General features: G+C 64.9%; 16 protein-coding genes and 1 riboswitch. Of the genes, 7 read left to right on the top strand and 9 right to left on the bottom strand.

What is annotated here, in order from left to right; genetic code table 11:
- Positions 1-76: 76 nt before the first annotated feature.
- Positions 77-1,582 carry a phytoene desaturase gene (locus RH90_RS05375; protein WP_010184354.1) on the bottom strand — a complete coding sequence of 502 codons (1,506 nt, stop codon included), beginning with the start codon at positions 1,580-1,582 and terminating at the stop codon, positions 77-79.
- The gene (crtY, locus tag RH90_RS05370; protein WP_010184352.1) at positions 1,579-2,781 is read right to left on the bottom strand and encodes a lycopene beta-cyclase CrtY; all 1,203 of its coding nucleotides are present in this window, start codon (positions 2,779-2,781) and stop codon (positions 1,579-1,581) included. Before crtY ends, RH90_RS05375 begins: the two co-directional genes overlap by 4 nt.
- A 123-nt stretch (positions 2,782-2,904) precedes the next feature.
- On the opposite strand from crtY, the gene RH90_RS05365 reads away from it, so the two are divergent.
- The 6 genes from RH90_RS05365 (at position 2,905) to thiC (ending at position 9,390) form a co-directional block, all read left to right on the top strand.
- Entirely contained in the window at positions 2,905-3,702 is a 798-nt protein-coding gene (locus tag RH90_RS05365) for a sterol desaturase family protein (RefSeq protein ID WP_029625059.1), read from the top strand.
- Positions 3,626-4,063: a DUF2141 domain-containing protein gene (locus RH90_RS05360; protein ID WP_010184350.1), complete on the top strand. Its 438-nt coding sequence runs from the start codon at positions 3,626-3,628 to the stop codon at positions 4,061-4,063. Before RH90_RS05365 ends, RH90_RS05360 begins: the two co-directional genes overlap by 77 nt.
- 69 nt (positions 4,064-4,132) lie before the next feature.
- Positions 4,133-5,008 carry a MipA/OmpV family protein gene (locus RH90_RS05355; RefSeq protein ID WP_010184349.1) on the top strand — a complete coding sequence of 292 codons (876 nt, stop codon included), beginning with the start codon at positions 4,133-4,135 and terminating at the stop codon, positions 5,006-5,008.
- Positions 5,009-5,197: 189 nt separating this feature from the next.
- Entirely contained in the window at positions 5,198-6,223 is a 1,026-nt protein-coding gene (locus RH90_RS05350; protein WP_010184348.1) for a ferritin-like domain-containing protein, read from the top strand.
- A gap of 42 nt (positions 6,224-6,265) precedes the next feature.
- On the top strand, positions 6,266-7,303 hold the full coding sequence (locus RH90_RS05345; RefSeq protein ID WP_010184346.1) for a ferritin-like domain-containing protein: 1,038 nt from the start codon (positions 6,266-6,268) through the stop codon (positions 7,301-7,303).
- A 30-nt stretch (positions 7,304-7,333) separates the two neighbouring features.
- Positions 7,334-7,442, top strand: a riboswitch (TPP riboswitch).
- Between the two features lie 40 nt (positions 7,443-7,482).
- The gene (gene thiC, locus RH90_RS05340; RefSeq protein ID WP_010184344.1) at positions 7,483-9,390 is read left to right on the top strand and encodes a phosphomethylpyrimidine synthase ThiC; all 1,908 of its coding nucleotides are present in this window, start codon (positions 7,483-7,485) and stop codon (positions 9,388-9,390) included.
- Between the two features lie 53 nt (positions 9,391-9,443).
- Here thiC and RH90_RS05335 read toward each other — a convergent pair whose 3' ends face one another.
- The 6 genes from RH90_RS05335 to RH90_RS05310 form a co-directional block, all read right to left on the bottom strand.
- A complete protein-coding gene (locus RH90_RS05335; RefSeq protein ID WP_029625058.1) occupies positions 9,444-10,343 on the bottom strand; it encodes a ParB/RepB/Spo0J family partition protein in 900 nt (299 codons plus the stop codon).
- Positions 10,340-11,134 (bottom strand): ParA family protein, encoded by a 795-nt coding sequence (locus tag RH90_RS05330; RefSeq protein ID WP_010184341.1) that lies wholly within the window; start codon positions 11,132-11,134, stop codon positions 10,340-10,342. Before RH90_RS05330 ends, RH90_RS05335 begins: the two co-directional genes overlap by 4 nt.
- Positions 11,131-11,745 carry a 16S rRNA (guanine(527)-N(7))-methyltransferase RsmG gene (gene rsmG / locus RH90_RS05325; protein WP_010184340.1) on the bottom strand — a complete coding sequence of 205 codons (615 nt, stop codon included), beginning with the start codon at positions 11,743-11,745 and terminating at the stop codon, positions 11,131-11,133. Before rsmG ends, RH90_RS05330 begins: the two co-directional genes overlap by 4 nt.
- On the bottom strand, positions 11,742-13,586 hold the full coding sequence (gene mnmG, locus RH90_RS05320; RefSeq protein ID WP_010184338.1) for a tRNA uridine-5-carboxymethylaminomethyl(34) synthesis enzyme MnmG: 1,845 nt from the start codon (positions 13,584-13,586) through the stop codon (positions 11,742-11,744). The genes rsmG and mnmG overlap by 4 nt, the downstream gene beginning before the upstream one ends.
- Before the next feature lie 61 nt (positions 13,587-13,647).
- Complete coding sequence (gene mnmE / locus RH90_RS05315; RefSeq protein WP_010184337.1) at positions 13,648-14,934, bottom strand: tRNA uridine-5-carboxymethylaminomethyl(34) synthesis GTPase MnmE; 1,287 nt, start codon at positions 14,932-14,934, stop codon at positions 13,648-13,650.
- Positions 14,935-14,937: 3 nt separating this feature from the next.
- Positions 14,938-15,162 carry a DUF6489 family protein gene (locus RH90_RS05310; RefSeq protein ID WP_010184335.1) on the bottom strand — a complete coding sequence of 75 codons (225 nt, stop codon included), beginning with the start codon at positions 15,160-15,162 and terminating at the stop codon, positions 14,938-14,940.
- Positions 15,163-15,211: 49 nt separating this feature from the next.
- Between RH90_RS05310 and RH90_RS05305 the strand changes: the two genes are divergently transcribed.
- Positions 15,212-15,691 carry a methylated-DNA--[protein]-cysteine S-methyltransferase gene (locus tag RH90_RS05305; RefSeq protein WP_010184334.1) on the top strand — a complete coding sequence of 160 codons (480 nt, stop codon included), beginning with the start codon at positions 15,212-15,214 and terminating at the stop codon, positions 15,689-15,691.
- Between the two features lie 109 nt (positions 15,692-15,800).
- Here the strand turns inward: RH90_RS05305 and rho are convergent, their stop codons facing one another.
- A complete protein-coding gene (gene rho, locus RH90_RS05300) occupies positions 15,801-17,057 on the bottom strand; it encodes a transcription termination factor Rho (RefSeq protein WP_010184333.1) in 1,257 nt (418 codons plus the stop codon).
- Between the last annotated feature and the right edge of the window lie 150 nt (positions 17,058-17,207).

Genomic DNA, 17,207 nt, shown 5'->3' with positions numbered 1-17,207 from the left:
AGGAGCAAGCTCACGCCCGACAACGGGCCGACCCACCCCCGGCCCCTCCCTTCCAGGGAGGGGAGAAACTGCAATCTCATCGTTCGCCTTCCAGCATCAGCGCTGCGGTCGCCTTGGCGCTGCCCACCACGCCGGGAATCCCCGCGCCCGGATGCGTGCCCGCGCCGACGAAATACAGGTTGGGGATATGGTCGTCGCGATTGTGCACGCGGAACCAGGCGCTCTGCGTCAGGATCGGCTCGAGCGAGAAGGCGCTGCCGAGATGGGCGTTGAGGTCCGCAGCAAAATCGTTCGGCGCGTAATGGAACTTGGTGACGATCCGCGAATGGATGTCGGGAATCAGCCGCCGCCCGATCTCGTCGAGAATGCGCTTTTCGAGGATCGGCCCGACCTCGTCCCAATCGACCGGGAATTTGCCCATGTGCGGCACCGGCGCGAGCGCGTAGAAGGTCGAACACCCCTCGGGCGCCATCGACGGATCGGTGACGGTCGGATGGTGCAGATAGAGCGAGAAATCCTCGGACAGCACGCCGTGGTCGTAAATGTCGCTGAGCAGCCCCTTGTAGCGCGGCCCGAACAGAATGGTGTGGTGCGGGATGCCAGGCCACGTCCCCGTGATCCCGAAATGCACGACGAACAGCGACGGCGAATAGCGTTTCCGTGCAAGCGCCTTCTTGGTGCGCTGCGCGCTGCGCGACGATTTGAGCAGGTCGCGATAGATATGCATCACGTCGCCGTTGCACGCGACCATATCGGCGTCCTGATGCCAGCCGCTCGCGGTGGTGACGCCGGTCGCACGGTCGCCGAGCGTCGCGATGTCGACCGCGGCATCGCCCAGCCGCAGCACGCCGCCGAGCCGCTCGAAATGCTTCACCATGCCGTCGATCAGCTTGTTGGTGCCGCCCATCGCGAACCACACGCCGCCGTCTTTCTCGAGCTTGTGGATCAGCGCGTAGATCGCGCTCGTGTTCATCGGATTGCCACCGACGAGCAGCGTATGGAACGACAGCGCCTGGCGGAGATGCTCATCCTTCACATAGGAGCTGACGACCGAATAGACCGAGCGCCACGCCTGATATTTGGCGAGCGCGGGCGCGGCCTTGATCATCGAGACGAAGTCGAGGAAGGCGACATGCCCGAGCTTGCGATAGCCCTCTTCATAGACGCCGGCCGAATAGTCGAGAAACTTGGCATAGCCCGCGACATCGTCCGGATTGAGCTTGGCGATCTCGGCATTGAGCGCGGGTTCGTCGTTCGAATAATCGAACACCGTGCCGTCGGGCCAGTTGAGCCGATAGAACGGCATGACGGGCGCAAGCGTCACGTCGTCCGCCATGTCGCGCCCGGTCAGCGCCCAGAGCTCTTGCAGGCACGGCGGATCGGTGATCACCGTCGGGCCGGCGTCGAACACGAAGCCGTCCTTTTCCCACACATAGGCGCGGCCGCCGGCCTTGTCGCGCGCCTCGAGCAGCGTCGTCTCGATCCCGGCGGATTGCAGCCGGATCGCAAGCGCGAGGCCGCCAAAGCCTGCGCCGATGACGATCGCGGTGCGCGCCGTCGCGCGCGGCGGGTGCGAACTCATGCCTTCACCCCGCCCGGCAAAACGCCGATCGCGCGCAGTGCGCGGCTGATCGGCACCGGCGGCTTGCCGGTCAGGATCCGTGCCTTGTCCATCATCGTCGATCGTCCTGCATAGAAACGCCGCACCAGGCGCTGGTCGAGCCGGTAAAAGCGTTCGAGAATACGATAGCGTTCCTCGGGTTCGGCAGCGCGGAACAGCATCTTGTCGAGCATACGGTAGAAGCCGCGCGCCTGCCACGTGCTTCTGGCATAGTCATGCGTGAGATCGTGCAACCCTGCGCCCGAGATATCGGGCGCACGGGCGATCCGCGCGGCGAGCCGCACCGCATCGGGCAGCGAATAACCCGTTGTCGGGTGGAACAGACCGGCGCGCATCCCGGCCTTGGCCACCTTGTTGCCGCCCGATTGCCAATATGCGGCGAAATCACCGCCCATCGTCACCGGCAGCACCCCCGATTCCTCGCGGATGACGGCGTCGGTCGGCCAGCCGTGCGCGGCCGCATAGGCGCGGACGCGCTCGCCGATCGGATCGGCATTGCCGCCGCTGCCGTGCGGTGATCGCCCGAGATCGGGCGTGTCGCTATAATACGTATCCTCGATGAACACCCGCGTCGGCGACAGCGGCAGCGTATAGACGAAGCGATAGCCATCGATCTGTTCGACCGTCGCGTCCATCACGATCGGACGGGTGAGGCCATGCGGCGCACCGAGTTCGAACTCGATCCCGACGAATTTCTGCCAGCCGAGGTCGAGCAGAGCGAGATCGCCCGGTCCGCGGGCGTCGATAACACCCTTGGCCTCGAGCCGGTCGCCATCGGCGAACACCACCGCGGTCGGCCCGGCTGCGAGCACCTTGCGCCCGGTCATCAGCGCGCGCGCGGGCAAGGTGGCGCGAAGCCGCGCGTCGAGCCGTTCCGATTCGATCGAATAATAAGCGCTGTCGAGCGTCCGCCGGTGCGCGGGGAACGCGATGTCATAGCCTTGCCAGCGATAGCTGACGAGCGGCGCGACGATCCAGCGATCGGCATCGGCGATGTCGCTGTCAAAGAACGACCAGAGATGATTGCCGCCGAAGCGATCCGAGCCTTCGACGATCCGCACGTCGAGCTCGGGCCGCTGACGCGCGAGCGCCAGGGCGATCAACCCGCCGGCCAGCCCGCCACCGACGATGGCGATGTCGCAGGAGAGGATCGCTGGCATGCCCAAGGCGATAGCCGAAATGCGGCAGGGTGCAAGCGCGGCGGGGGCGAACCGACCGGTCGCCAGCCTGTGTGTGCGGCGAATCTCCCTGACTTGGCCGCCCGCGTCGGCTACAGCGTGGCGATGCTCCTCGCGATCCTTGCCTCCGCGTTCGCCATGTCGCTGATCGTCGGCGTGCGCTATGTGATCGTGTCGGGCGCGTTCGCTGCGGCGACGCATGCCAGGCATCCGGGCCTCTACACCGGCCTGTCGGCGCAGATGCGACGCGAGATTGCGTGGAGCCTTGCCTCTGCGCTGATCTATGGCGTGCCCGCAGGTGTCGTCGCCTGGGGGTGGAAATCGCTCGGCTGGACACGGATCTACACCGATATCCACGCTTTGCCCTTATGGTATGCGCCGCTCTCGGTGCTGCTCTACCTCGTCGCGCACGACAGCTGGTTCTATTGGACCCACCGCTGGATGCATCAGCCGCGGATCTTCAAACTGGCGCACGCGGTGCATCATGACAGCCGACCGCCGACCGCCTGGGCGGCGATGGCGTTTCACCCGATCGAGGCGGTCACCGGCGCTGTGATAATTCCGCTACTGGTCTTCCTTATTCCGATCCACATCGCCTGCCTTGGCTTGGTGCTGGCGATCATGACGGTTATGGGGGTGACCAATCATATGGGGTGGGAGATATTTCCCCGGTTCATGTGGAAGGGTCCCCTGGGGGCATGGCTGATCACGGCCAGCCATCACCAACGGCACCACGATTTGTATCGGGGAAATTATGGCCTTTATTTCCGTTTCTGGGATCGGCTTTGCGGTACCGACAAGGGCGTCGGCGATTTTGCCAAGGCGCATGCGCAGGCTCGCCTGCGTCGCGGGCGCGGCGGCGGGGCTGCTGGCCACGCTGCCGGGCGCCGTGGCAACGGGTGAACTCTCGGTCGACCTCGTCAATCTACGGTCGCACAAGGGATCGGTGCGCGTCTGCCTGACCGCCGACCCGACGAATTTTCCGGCTTGCATCGACGACGCGCAGGCCGTGACCCGCTCGATCCCCGCGACCGCCGCCAGCCTGCGCTTCGACGGGCTCGCGCGCGGCGATTATGCCGTTGCCGTCATCCATGACGAGAACAACAATCGCAAGCTCGACACCTTCGCCGGTATCCCGCGCGAAGGCTTTGGTTTTTCGCGAAATCCCGCAGTGACGTTCGGTCCGCCGCGCTTTGCCGCGGCGCGCTTCACGCTGACAAGTGATGCCGATCGGCAACAGATCAAGATGCGTTATCTGCTCTAAGCAGCTTTTGCGGACCCAAAGCGTTGCGGGGGCGTTACGGGTCCAAATCCTTAGCTTTCGGAGCTCCCCGTGACCAATCATCGTCTTCTCGTTTCTGCCGCTACACTGCTGCTCGCCGGCGCCAGCCCCGCTTTTGCGCAGAGTGCCCCGCCCGCACCCGCCGACAATGATCAACTCGCGGCGCAGCTCGACAAGGATACCGTGACCGTCGGTATCGGCGGCGCCTATCTCCCCGACTATGACGGTTCGAACGACTATCGCTTCGTGCCGGCCCCCGCGGTGATCGGATCGGTCAAAGGCTTCAACTTCTCGGTGATCGGCAACCGCGCCAGCATCGATCTTATCCCCAACCGTCCCGGGCAGAAGATCGATCTGCAGTTCGGCCCGGTCGGCGTCATCAATTTCGATCGCTCGAGCATCAAGAACATCGACGACGTCCGGGTTCGTGCGCTCGGCAAGCGCGCCACCACGCTCGAACTCGGCGGCTATGTCGGGATCGGCAAGACCGGCGTGATCACCAGCCCGTACGACAAGGTGTCGGTGTCGGTGAGCTATCGCAAGGGCGTGACGGGTGCGCACAACAGCGAGATCTGGCAGCCGAGCTTCACCTATCTGACCCCGCTCAGCCGCAAGGCCGCGGTCGGCATCCTCGCCTCCGCACAGCATGTCGGGCAGGGCTATGCCGATACCTATTTCAGCATCACGCCGACGCAGAGCCTCGCCAGCGGGCTGCCGACCTACGCCGCCCGCTCGGGGTGGAAAAACTATTCTGTCGGCGGTTTCGCGACCTATTCGTTGACCGGTGATCTGCTCCACGGCTTCAAGGTGATCGCCGGCGGCACCTATTCGCGCGAACTGGGCGATTTCTCGTACAGCCCGATCGTTCGGACTGCTGGATCGCCGAACCAGTGGCTTGGCGCGGTCGGGCTCGCCTACACCTTCTAATCCCACGCCAATTCAGCATATGTTCAGGCCCGCCATGGAACGCCGAGTGCGTCACCGTGGCGGGCTTGCTCGCGTCTGGCGATTGTCGACGGGATGCACCGAGCCCATGATATCCGGTCTTGCGCCGCCGCGCGCGAGGTGCCACCCCGGCGGCATACAATAGCGTTTCCAGCAGAAGGGTTCGCCCCAATGACCGACACCGAAGACCAGCTGATCGAGCGCCTCGAAGCGCGCGCCGACCGCCGGAACGAACGCCGCGAATTCTTCCGGACCGCGCTTGGCGCCGGAGCGGTGGCCGCGGTCGGCGCGACCGCGATCGCGCTCGGCAGCAGCGCTTCGGCACAGTCGACCTCCGAGACCGATATTCTCAACTTCGCGCTCAACCTCGAATATCTCGAGGCGCAGTTCTATTCCTATGCGGTGTTCGGCACAGGGCTGCCCAACAGCCAGCTCACCCCCGGCAGCGCGAGCACGACGACGCAGGGCGCCGTCACCGGCGGACGCCAGGTCAGCTTCAGCGACCCGCTCGTTGCGCAATATGCGCGCGAAATTGCGGGCGACGAGACGCAGCACGTCGCGTTCCTGCGTGCCCAGCTCGGCACCGTCGCCGTCGCGCAACCCGCGATCGATATCGGCAGCACCGCGACGAGCGCCTTCACCGTCGCCGCGCGCGCCGCCGGCCTTGCGACCAATGCGAGCGGCGCGGTCGACAATGTCAACGGCACCTTCGACCCGTACGCGAGCGACCAGAACTTCCTGCTCGCCGCCTTCCTGTTCGAAGACGTCGGCGTCACCGCCTATAAGGGTGCCGCCTCGCTGCTGACGACCAAGACCTATATCGATGCCGCCGCCGGCATCCTCGCGGCCGAGGCGTATCACGCCTCGATCATCCGCACCGTGCTCTACAGCAAGGGGCTCGCGACGCCCGCGCTGCGGACCTCGGCCGGCGCGATCTCTGACGTGCGCGACAAGCTCGACGGCACGGTCGATGACGATCAGGGTATTGCTTCCGCTGCGGTGGCGGGCAGCCAGCTCGCCGCGCTCAACGGTCTGACGGCTTCGAACATCGTGCCGACGGGACTCGACGGCATCGCTTACGGTCGCGGTACCGGGAACGTGCTCAACATCGTCTATCTCAATAGCCTGGCGGTGGCGAAGGGCGGGTTCTTCCCGAACGGTGTCAACGGCGCCATCGTGACCAGCGCCGCGAACTGATCCGCCCATCTTCTCCAGCTTGCCCGAACGGGAGTTTCCCCAGTGATCGATAGCGACATCCTCCTGCAGGTTCTCGACGCCGGCGAACGCCGTCGCGCCGAGCGCCGTAACTTCCTGCGCAGCGCGGGCGTGGCATCGCTCGCCGTCGGCGGCGCGTCGCTGCTCTCGGCATGCGGCGGCTCGTCAAGCGACGCCGGAGCCGGCGCAACCGATACCAGCACGCCGACGCCGAGCCCGAGCTCGACCGGGACGCTGCAGGATCAGGACACGCTCAACTTCGCGCTCAACCTCGAATATCTCGAGGCGCAGTTCTACAGCTATGCAGTGACCGGCGCCGGCCTGCCCAACGCACTGATCGCCAAGGGCGACGGCAACCAGAGCGTGCAGGGCACCGTGACGGGCGGCCGCAAGGTCAGCTTCACCGATCCGATCGTTCAGCAATATGCGATCGAGATCGCCGCCGACGAAGTGGCGCATGTCGCGTTCCTGCGCTCGGCGCTCGGCGCTGCAGCGGTGGCGATGCCGTCGATCAACATCGATGGCGGCGCCAACGGCGCCTTCTCGCTCGCCGCGCGCGCCGCGGGGATCGCCACGACCAACGGCGCCGTCGACAGCGTCAACGGCACGTTCGACCCTTATGCCAGCGACGAGAATTTCCTGCTCGGCGCGTTCATCTTCGAAGACGTCGGCGTGACCGCGTACAAGGGCGCTGCGCAGACGATCAACACAACGCTGCTGCTCGATGCCGCGGCCGGGATCCTCGCGACCGAAGCCTATCACGCCGGCCTGATCCGTACGGTGCTCTATTCGAAAGGCCTCACCACGCCGAGCCTGCGCGTCAACGCCGGCCTGATCAGCGACGCGCGCGACAGCCTCGACGGATCGACCGACGACGATCAGGGCATCACCGGTGACGCGGTCACCTCGAACCTCGTACCCGCCGACGCCAACGGTCTGATCTATGGCCGTACCGCAGGTCAGGTGCTCAACATCGTGTATCTCAACAAGAACGCCGTCGTCGGCGGGGGCTTCTTCCCCAACGGCCTCAACGGCACCATCCGCACCAGCGCCGCAAACTAGTTGCACGCGGCGCGCCAGCGCCTAGACTGACCTTATTCCCCGGGGGGCTGCGCTTGAGCAGCTGAGAGGTGGCTGATGCCACGACCCGTATCAACCTGATCCCGTTAGTACGGGCGTAGGGAGGGAGCGGTGTCCACCGGGAAACCGTCTTTGCTCCGTGCGATCTTGGAGCGAAGACCATGGCAGACATTCCCGCCCGTACCGAAATCGGCGTGACGACCGGCTCGATCCGCGGATCGCGCAAGATCTACGTCCCATCTGCATCGATTCCGGGACCAGGCGTCGCGATGCGCGAGATCGTGCTCGAGCCGTCGAGTGGCGAGCCGCCGCTGCGCGTCTATGACACGTCGGGCCCTTATACCGACCCCAAGGCGCGGATCGACATCAATGCCGGCCTGCCGACGCTACGGCGCGACTGGATCCTCGCCCGCGGCGATGTGGTGGACTATGCCGCCCGCGAGCTGCGGCCCGAGGACAACGGCCTAACCGGGCCCGATCGCTCGGCGAGCGTGCCGCAATATCCCAATGTCGTCCGGCGACCGCTTCGCGCCAAGCGTGGCGCGAACGTCAGCCAAATGCATTACGCGCGGCGCGGAATCATCACCCCCGAAATGGAATATGTCGCGATCCGCGAGAATCTCGGCCGGGCGGTCGCCAAGGAGAAACGGATCCGCGACGGCGAGGATTTCGGCGCCGCGATCCCCGATTACGTCACCCCCGAATTCGTCCGCGACGAAGTCGCGCGGGGCAGGGCGATCATCCCGAGCAACATCAACCATCCCGAGTCCGAGCCGATGGCAATCGGGCGGAATTTCCTCGTCAAGATCAACGCCAATATCGGCAACAGCGCGGTCGCGAGCGACGTCGCGGCCGAGGTCGACAAGCTGGTATGGTCGATCCGCTGGGGCGCCGATACGGTGATGGACCTGTCGACCGGGCGCAACATCCACGACACGCGCGAATGGATCCTGCGCAACAGCCCCGTGCCGATCGGCACCGTTCCGATCTATCAGGCGCTCGAAAAGGTCGGCGGCGTCGCCGAAGATCTGACCTGGGAGATCTTCCGCGACACGCTGGTCGAACAGGCCGAGCAGGGCGTCGACTATTTCACGATCCACGCCGGCGTGCGCCTCGCCTATATCCCGATGACGGCGAAGCGCGTCACCGGGATCGTCAGCCGCGGCGGATCGATCATGGCGAAATGGTGCCTCGCGCACCACAAGGAGAGCTTTCTCTACGAGCGTTTCGACGAGATCACCGAGATCATGCAAGCGTATGACATCGCCTATTCACTGGGCGATGGCCTGCGCCCCGGCTCGATCGCCGACGCCAATGACGAGGCGCAGTTCAGCGAGCTCTATACGCTGGGTGAACTCACCCATCGCGCCTGGGCGAGCGACGTCCAGGTAATGATCGAAGGGCCGGGACATGTCCCAATGCACAAGATCAAGCAGAATATGGACAAGCAGCTCGAAGTGTGTGGCGAGGCGCCCTTCTACACGCTCGGGCCGCTGACCACCGACATCGCCCCGGGCTACGACCATATCACCAGTGGGATCGGCGCGGCGATGATCGGCTGGTATGGCACCGCGATGCTCTGCTACGTTACGCCCAAGGAGCATCTCGGCTTGCCCGACCGCGACGACGTCAAGGTCGGGGTGGTGACCTACAAGCTCGCGGCGCACGCTGCCGATCTCGCCAAGGGGCATCCCGCGGCGCGCATGCGCGACGACGCGGTCAGTCGCGCGCGCTTCGATTTCCGCTGGCGCGACCAATTCAACCTGTCGCTCGATCCCGATACCGCCGAGCAGTACCACGACGCGACGCTTCCCGCCGAGGGGGCAAAGACCGCGCATTTCTGCTCGATGTGCGGGCCGAAATTTTGCTCGATGAAGATCACGCAAGAGGTGCGCGACTTTGCCGCGAAGCAGAACCAGCCCACCGGGGCGTTCCTGGCAGCGACACCGGCCGCCGATGCCGAGCGTACTGCCTTCGCAGGCGGGGACGATCCGGAAGCGGGGATGGCGGCGATGAGCGCTGCGTTCAAGCAGCGCGGCAGCGAAATTTACCTGCCCGCGTCAGACTGAGCCTGTAGAGACCAGACCGCCGCGGCAGATCGAAGGACCTGCCGCCGCCGTCCTCAGATACGTTCGCCGGTCAATCGCTGGCACACCATGTCGAGCTGATCGAGCGTCGAGTAGGAGAGCGTCAGCGTTCCGCCCTTGGCGCTGTGCGCGACGCGGACCGAGAGCCCCAGCAGATCGGCCAGTTGATGCTCGAGCGCCGCCAGATCGGGATCGCGGCCGTCGCTGTCGCGCTGTCCGCGCGGCGCCGGCTTGGCGGCGCGTGCCATCCGCTCGGTGTCGCGGACCGACAGCCCGCGCGCGACGACCTGGTCGGCGAGTGTCTCGACATCGGGGGCGCCAATCAGTGCCCGCGCATGGCCCATGGTGAGGGCGCCGGTGACGACGCGCTCCTGAACCGGGCTCGGCAGTTCGAGCAGCCGCAGCAAATTGGCGATATGGCTGCGCGACTTGTTGACGAGCTTGCCCAACGCCTCCTGTGTGTGCCCAAAATCCTCGATCAGACGATGATACGCCTCGGCCTCTTCGATCGCGTTGAGATCTTGCCGCTGGATATTCTCGACCAAAGCGACTTCGAGCGTTTCGGTATCGTCGAACGCGCGAACGATGACCGGCACTTCGTGCAACCGCGCACGCTGCGCCGCGCGCCAACGCCGCTCGCCCGCGACGATCTGATAGCCAGTGCCGTGCGGGCGCACGACGATCGGCTGCAATACGCCACGTAGAGCGATCGACTGCGCGAGTTCCTCGAGCGCCGCTTCGTCGAAATGCCGCCGCGGCTGCCCCGGATGCGGCGTCAGCGATCCTACCGGGAGCGATCGGACACCCGGCGAGGCATTTTCCTTGCCTTCGCCGACGGGCTCTTCGCGTGCCAGATCGCCCATCAGCGCGTTAAGGCCGCGTCCCAACCCCGAGCGGGGCTTGGGGCGCGTCATTGGGGTCGTCGGGTCGGTCATGCAGCCCTAGCAGGTTGGGGTGTATCCATCGCCGGCAGTCGGGCGATCAGCTCGCGTGCGAGCGCGATATAGGCTTCCGACCCCGGACAGCGATAATCGTAGATCAACGCGGGCAGGCCGTGGCTCGGCGCCTCGGACAGGCGGACGTTACGCGGAATGACGGTGTCGAAAACGACCCGGCCGAGCACCGCGCGGACATCGTTCGATACTTGATCGGTTAGCCGATTGCGGCGATCGTGCATCGTCAGCGCAACGCCCATGATCGAAAGGGCCGGGTTGAAGCGCTCGCGGATCCGCTCGACCGTGCTCAATAGTTGGCTGAGGCCCTCGAGCGCGAAGAATTCGCACTGCAGCGGCACGAGCAGCGAGTTCGACGCGACCATCGCATTGAGCGTCAGCAAACCGAGCGAGGGCGGGCAATCGATCAGCACGACGTCCCAGCGGTGATCCGATCGCGCCAAGGCCCGCGACAGGCGATGCGTGCGCTCCTCATATTCGACGAGTTCGATTTCGGCGCCCGAAAGGTCAACGGTCGCCGGAACGATATCGAGCTTGGGGACGCAGGTGCCGATCGCGGCCGTCTCGATCGAAGTCTCGCCCAACAGGATGTCGTAGGTCGAATGGTGGCGATCGGCGCGCGCAATGCCCAGCCCGGTCGAACAATTTCCTTGCGGATCGAGGTCAAGCAACAACACCCGCAGCCCCGTTGCAGCAAGCGCCGTACCGAGGTTGATCGCGGTCGTCGTCTTGCCGACCCCGCCCTTCTGATTCGCGACGGCAATGACGTTCATCGGCGTGTCACCCCTGATGCAACTACGATCAGCGAATCGGGGTCGGTGATGCTGTGTTCCACGTGAAACACTCCGTCCCAATGCTCCTGCGCCGCGGCTATATCCGCAAGCGCCGTTCGACCTTTTGGCAGAACCCAGCGCGTTGCGGAAGATGCGCATTGCAACCCCCAGGTGAAAAGACTGTCCAGCGATGCGACGGCCCGCGCCGAAATCACATTGGCGGTGATCTTGACGTCCTCGATGCGAGCGCAGTGCACCGTCACACGATCGCTAACGCCCAACGCATCGGCTGCAACCAAAAGGAACTCGGCACGGCGGCGACGCGGCTCGAGCAGAATCACCGGCCGATCGGTCAGCGTCGCGACGACCAGACCGGGAAAGCCGGCACCACTCCCGATATCGAGCCATACCCCATCCGACTCTGCCGCCAGCGTGACCAATTGCGCGGAATCAACAACGTGCCTGACCCACATCGCCGACAGCGTCGATGGGGCGATCAAATTTTGTCGAGCGCTCTCGGTAACAACGATGTCGATCAGTTGCTGTAATCCGACTTTCGCCTCGGTGCCAAAATGGCGTGCGATCCAGTCTTGCGCCTCGTCTTCGCTCACGCCGCTTTCCTCCGGATTTGCAAGAGGATCGCGGTAAGGGCTGCCGGGGTGATGCCGCGGATCCTGCCAGCGGCTGCAAGCGTCGTCGGACGGGCTGTCGTAAGCCGCTCGATCATTTCCGTCGACAGGCCGGGAATGCTCGCCAGGTCCAGCGTCGCTGGTATGACCATCGTGTCTTGTGCGCGCATCTCGGCAATTTCCGATTCCTGTCGCGCCAGATACGGCGCATACCGAGCATCCTCGACCGTTTCCGCGAGCAGATCACTGTCGAACCGGTCGATGAGGTCGGGCGCGACCATCGCAAGCGTAACCCCCGAAACGCGCAGCCATGCCGCAGCTGAGCGTTGCTCGGGGGCTGCGCCGACCATGGCGCCGCTCGCCGCGATCTCATCGCTCGCGACCGGACGCTGGAGCCGGTGTTCAATTTCCGCGCGGTGATTACCGCGCTGCTCAAGCCGCGCGATGCGCGACTGGGACAGGCAGCCGAGCGCTGCCGCGGTCGGGCTCAAACGGGTCTCGGCATTATCGGCGCGTAGTCGCAACCGATACTCGGCTCGCGCGGTCAGCATCCGATAGGGTTCGGTGATGCCCTGCAACACAAGATCGTCGATCATCACGCCGAGATACGAGGATGCTCGATCGAGCACGAGCGGAGCACGATCGAGCGCCCGCGCTGCGGCGTTGAGCCCCGCGACAAGCCCCTGGCCGGCCGCTTCTTCGTAACCGGTCGTTCCATTGATCTGGCCGCAAAAGAAAAGACCGCGTAGCGCGCGCACCTCAAGCGTCGGCAGCAGCGCGCGAGGGTCGATATGGTCATATTCGACGGCGTATCCCGGGGTCAGCATTTTGACCGCCTCGAGACCGGGGATCGTCCGAAGCATCGCCGCCTGTATATCGACCGGAAGCGAGGTCGAGATGCCATTGGGATAGATCGTCGCGTCGTCGAGCCCCTCGGGTTCGAGAAAAATCTGGTGGCCGTCACGATCACCGAAGCGATGAATCTTGTCCTCGATCGAAGGGCAATAGCGTGGACCGACCCCTGCGATAGCGCCGCCGAACAACGGCGACCGATCGAGTCCCGCGCGGATGATATCATGCGTGCGGGGCGTCGTACGGGTGACCGCGCAATGCAGCTGGGGGAGGGGGCGATGCCGCGAAAGCGGCGACATCGTCCAAGGGTCGGTATCGCTACCCTGCGGCTCGAGGCTCGCCCAGTCGATGCTCCGCCCATCGAGCCGTGGCGGCGTTCCGGTCTTAAGCCGCGCCATTGGTAGCTCGGCTGCGCGCAACTGTGCCGCAAGCAAAGAGGCGCCCGCTTCCCCGACGCGGCCACCGTCCGACCGCTCTTCACCACAGAACATCCGGCCGCCAAGGAACGTACCTGTCGCGAGGATCACCGCGCGCGCTTGCAATGCCGTGGCGTCGCTAAGCCTCACCCCCGCGACGGATCCATCGGTACCGATAATCAGGGCGACGACTTCGCTCGCGACGATGGTCAAACCGGGCTGGGCTGCGAGCATCGATTGGATCGCTGCGGCGTACCGGCGGCGATCCGCCTGGACACGCGGGCCTTGCACCGCCGCGCCCTTGCTGCGGTTGAGCATGCGGTAGTGAATACCAGCTGCGTCGGTAGCGCGCGCCATCAAGCCGTCGAACGCGTCGACTTCCCGGACGAGATGCCCTTTGCCCAACCCCCCGATGGCGGGATTGCACGACATCGCTCCCAGGGTTCGGGCGTCGAAGGTGATCAGCGCGGTCGAGGCGCCGCGACGCGCCGCTGCGGCCGCGGCCTCGGTGCCGGCATGGCCGCCACCGACGACGATGACGTCGAACGTTTTCATAAGCGTGGCGCTAGATGCCGCGGGCGAATCTGTCAAAGCCGATCGTGTTCCACGTGGAACATCACTTGCCGATGCAGAACCGCGAGAAAATCGCGTCGAGCACATCTTCCGTGCCGACCCGACCCGTGACCGCGTTGAGCGAGCGAATTGCGCCGCGCACGTGCTCGGCGATGACGATCAAGTCATCGGGGGCATCAGGCGCGAGATGCTGAAAGCTAGCGCGAAGCAAAGCTCGCTGCCGCTCGTTCGTCGCAATCGCATCGGCGATCGGCAAAAGATTTGCTGCGCGATCAGCGATCATATTCCAGAGATCCGTGATTCCTGCGCCGGTTTCGGCAGATACCGAGAGGTCACAGAAGGGCGGAAGCATCGCGCGCTCGGGGAGATCGGCTCGGGCGTGAATAGCGATATGGCCTGGATCGGACGGCGCTGTATCCCCGAGCCACAAGACGACGTCAGCCGCGCTGATCGCGGCCTCGGCGCGCGCCACTCCGATCTGCTCGACCATATCGTTAGGCGCATCGGTCAGCCCGGCAGTGTCGGTAAGGACAAAGGCGATCCCACCCCGCGTCACCGATGCGTCGATTCGGTCGCGCGTCGTACCCGACAGCGGCGAGACGATCGCCAAATCCCGACCGGTAAGGGCATTGAGCAACGTCGACTTACCGCTGTTGGGGGGCCCGGCGATCACGACACGGACACCGTCATGCAAGCGCTCAACCGGGGGAGCGGCAAGCAATTCCGCCATTGCACCGCGGACTTCGCCGATCTCATCGACAATGTCCGCGACAGCGGCCGCGGGTACTTCGTCCTCATCGGAAAAGTCCAGCTGTGCTTCGATGCGCGCGGCGACATCGACCAGGCGATCGGTCCAGGCTTCGATAATGGTGCGCAAGCCCCCCTCGGCGATCCGCAAAGCCGCGCGACGCTGTGTCTCGGTTTCGGCGTTAAGCAGATCACCCAGTCCTTCTGCGGCCGTAAGATCGATGACGCCATTGCTCAGCGCACGTCGGGTAAACTCTCCTGGCTCGGCTTGGCGAACGCCCGCGAAAGCCGCCAGCGTCGCGCTAACCGCCGCGACGACGGCACGACCGCCGTGCAGATGGAGTTCGACCAGATCCTCGCCCGTTGCGGTATGGGGCGCGGGAAAAACCAGAACGAGCGCCCGATCGAGCAAATGCCCGTCTGCTGGATCGCGCAAGGCGCGCACGGCCGCGCGCCGCGCAGCGGGCAAAGCACCAGCAAGCTTTCCCGCTACGTCGAGCGCCGCGGGGCCGCTGATCCGCATAAGCGCGATCGCAGCGGGAGGTGGCCCGCTCGAACAGGCGAAGATCGTATCGTCGGCCACGGGCTATTTCGCCGCGCGTTCGAACATCGTTCGCCACAGGCCCATACTGGCATCGCTCACCGGTGCCCAACTGCGCATCATGTTCTCGATCAGATCGGGCGACACCATGCCGTCCATCGAATCGGTCATCATCGTCAGATACTTTTGGTGAAGCGGGGTCAGATCGGGAAGTCCCATGAAAGCGCGCGCTTCTTGCGGCGTACAATCGATCTCGACATTGATCTTCATGATGGCGTCTCCCCTTGAGCCGGCACCGACCGGGCTGCATAGTCGCAACATGTATGCGCGCGATACGACCCGGATCGCAACGCCCGTGGGCGTGATCACCCTCACGGGTGATGACGACGCGCTCTATTCGATTACGATCGGCGGGCAAGACGACGCTCTTGCCGGACACGCCCGATCGGTGCGCGCCGCGGAGGAACAGTTGCGTGCATGGTTCGCGGGGACGCTGAAGACCTTCGACCTGCCGCTATCACCGGCCGTGTCCGAGCGGGGCCAGGTGTTGCGCGATGCGATGATCGCGATCCCCTATGCCGAAACGCTCAGTTATGGCGCGCTCGCGAAGCGCGCCGGGTCGAGCGCGCGCGCGATCGGACAGGCGTGCGCGCGCAACCCGTTCCCAATCGTGGTGCCCTGTCACCGCGTGCTCAACGCCTCGGGAAGCCTTGGCGCCTATTCTGCGGGCGACGGGCCGGTTACCAAGGACTGGCTGCTGGCGTTCGAGCGACGCGGGCGGCGCGATCTGCTGCTGTAGCGATTCGTGCGGGCGGGCATGGGCGAAGCCCATGCCGTCGGTCGGACGCAGCCGCCCGCCGGCCGAGCCGGTGCGAGTCCGGCGGCAGTCTGCCGCCGGCCGCATCCAGCTATTGATTCATGCTGTCGAAGAAATCCTCATTGGTCTTCGAATTCTTCATCTTGTCGAGCAGGAACTCCATCGAGTCGATCGTGCCCATCTGCATGAGGATGCGGCGCAGCACCCACATCTTCGACAGCTTGCTCTGATCGACCAGCAGCTCTTCCTTGCGCGTGCCGGACTTGCCGACGTCGAGCGCGGGGAAGATGCGCTTGTCGGCAACCTTGCGATCGAGCACGATTTCCGAGTTACCCGTGCCCTTGAATTCCTCGAAGATCACTTCGTCCATGCGGCTGCCGGTATCGATCAGCGCGGTCGCGATGATCGATAGAGAACCGCCTTCCTCGATGTTGCGCGCCGCACCGAAGAATCGCTTCGGGCGCTGCAGCGCATTGGCATCGACACCGCCGGTCAGCACCTTGCCCGACGACGGTACGACGGTGTTGTAGGCACGACCGAGACGCGTGATCGAGTCGAGCAGGATCACGACGTCCTTCTTATGCTCCACCAGGCGTTTGGCCTTTTCGATCACCATTTCGGCGACCTGGACGTGGCGCGTCGCGGGTTCGTCGAAGGTCGAGCTGACCACCTCGCCCTTGACCGAGCGCTGCATGTCGGTGACTTCCTCGGGGCGCTCGTCGATTAGCAGGACGATCAGGAACACTTCGGGGTGGTTGTCGGTGATCGCCTTGGCGATGTTCTGCAGCATCACCGTCTTGCCGACGCGCGGCGGCGCGACGATCAGCGTGCGCTGACCCTTGCCCTGCGGCGAGATGATGTCGATCACGCGCGCGCTCTTGTCCTTGACCGTCGGGTCGGCGGGATCGAGCGTCAGCTTCTGCTCGGGGTAAAGCGGGGTGAGATTGTCGAAATTGACGCGATGACGGACGGCGTCGGGATTGTCGAAATTGACCGCGGTCAGCTTGGTCAGTGCGAAATAGCGTTCGCCATCCTTCGGCCCGCGGATTTCGCCCTCGACCGTGTCACCGGTGCGCAGGCCGAACTTACGGACCTGGTTGGGCGAGATGTAGATATCGTCGGGGCCGGCAAGATAATTGGCCTCCGGGCTGCGCAGGAAGCCGAAGCCGTCGGGCAGCACTTCGATCGTGCCGAGCCCCATGATCTCCTCACCCTCTTCGGCCTGGACCTTGAGAATCGCGAACATCAGATCCTGCTTGCGCAGCGTCGAGGCGCTCTCGATGCCGAGCCCCTCGGCCATCGCGACCAGGTCGGCCGGCTTTTTGTTCTTAAGGTCTTTGAGATGCATGGAGGGCGTCCGGGGCATAGGAATGCGAGGGGGGAGCTTCGGTCGGCGAACAGCTACGCGACGATGCTGGAGGAAAGATGCCGCAACCGAACGGGTGGACCCGCCGCATCGCGACACGGGTTTCGAGATACGGTCCGCCAGCGGCCGCGT

This window comes from Sphingomonas sp. PAMC 26605 (genome assembly GCF_000241485.1).
Taxonomy (GTDB): Bacteria; Pseudomonadota; Alphaproteobacteria; order Sphingomonadales; family Sphingomonadaceae; genus Sphingomonas.
This window is presented reverse-complemented; position numbering and strand designations above follow the sequence as displayed.

Excerpts from the sequence above, each read along its gene's own strand:
- RH90_RS05365 (WP_029625059.1), top strand. The coding sequence starts at position 2,905 with ATGCTCCTCGCGATCCTTGCCTCCGCGTTCGCCATGTCGCTGATCGTC.
- RH90_RS05305 (WP_010184334.1), top strand. The coding sequence starts at position 15,212 with ATGTATGCGCGCGATACGACCCGGATCGCAACGCCCGTGGGCGTGATC.
- crtY (WP_010184352.1), bottom strand. The coding sequence starts at position 2,781 with ATGCCAGCGATCCTCTCCTGCGACATCGCCATCGTCGGTGGCGGGCTG.
- rho (WP_010184333.1), bottom strand. The coding sequence starts at position 17,057 with ATGCATCTCAAAGACCTTAAGAACAAAAAGCCGGCCGACCTGGTCGCG.
- RH90_RS05360 (WP_010184350.1), top strand. The coding sequence starts at position 3,626 with ATGCGCAGGCTCGCCTGCGTCGCGGGCGCGGCGGCGGGGCTGCTGGCC.
- RH90_RS05330 (WP_010184341.1), bottom strand. The coding sequence starts at position 11,134 with ATGAACGTCATTGCCGTCGCGAATCAGAAGGGCGGGGTCGGCAAGACG.
- RH90_RS05375 (WP_010184354.1), bottom strand. The coding sequence starts at position 1,582 with ATGAGTTCGCACCCGCCGCGCGCGACGGCGCGCACCGCGATCGTCATC.
- RH90_RS05350 (WP_010184348.1), top strand. The coding sequence starts at position 5,198 with ATGACCGACACCGAAGACCAGCTGATCGAGCGCCTCGAAGCGCGCGCC.
- thiC (WP_010184344.1), top strand. The coding sequence starts at position 7,483 with ATGGCAGACATTCCCGCCCGTACCGAAATCGGCGTGACGACCGGCTCG.
- RH90_RS05310 (WP_010184335.1), bottom strand. The coding sequence starts at position 15,162 with ATGAAGATCAATGTCGAGATCGATTGTACGCCGCAAGAAGCGCGCGCT.
- mnmG (WP_010184338.1), bottom strand. The coding sequence starts at position 13,586 with ATGAAAACGTTCGACGTCATCGTCGTCGGTGGCGGCCATGCCGGCACC.
- RH90_RS05335 (WP_029625058.1), bottom strand. The coding sequence starts at position 10,343 with ATGACCGACCCGACGACCCCAATGACGCGCCCCAAGCCCCGCTCGGGG.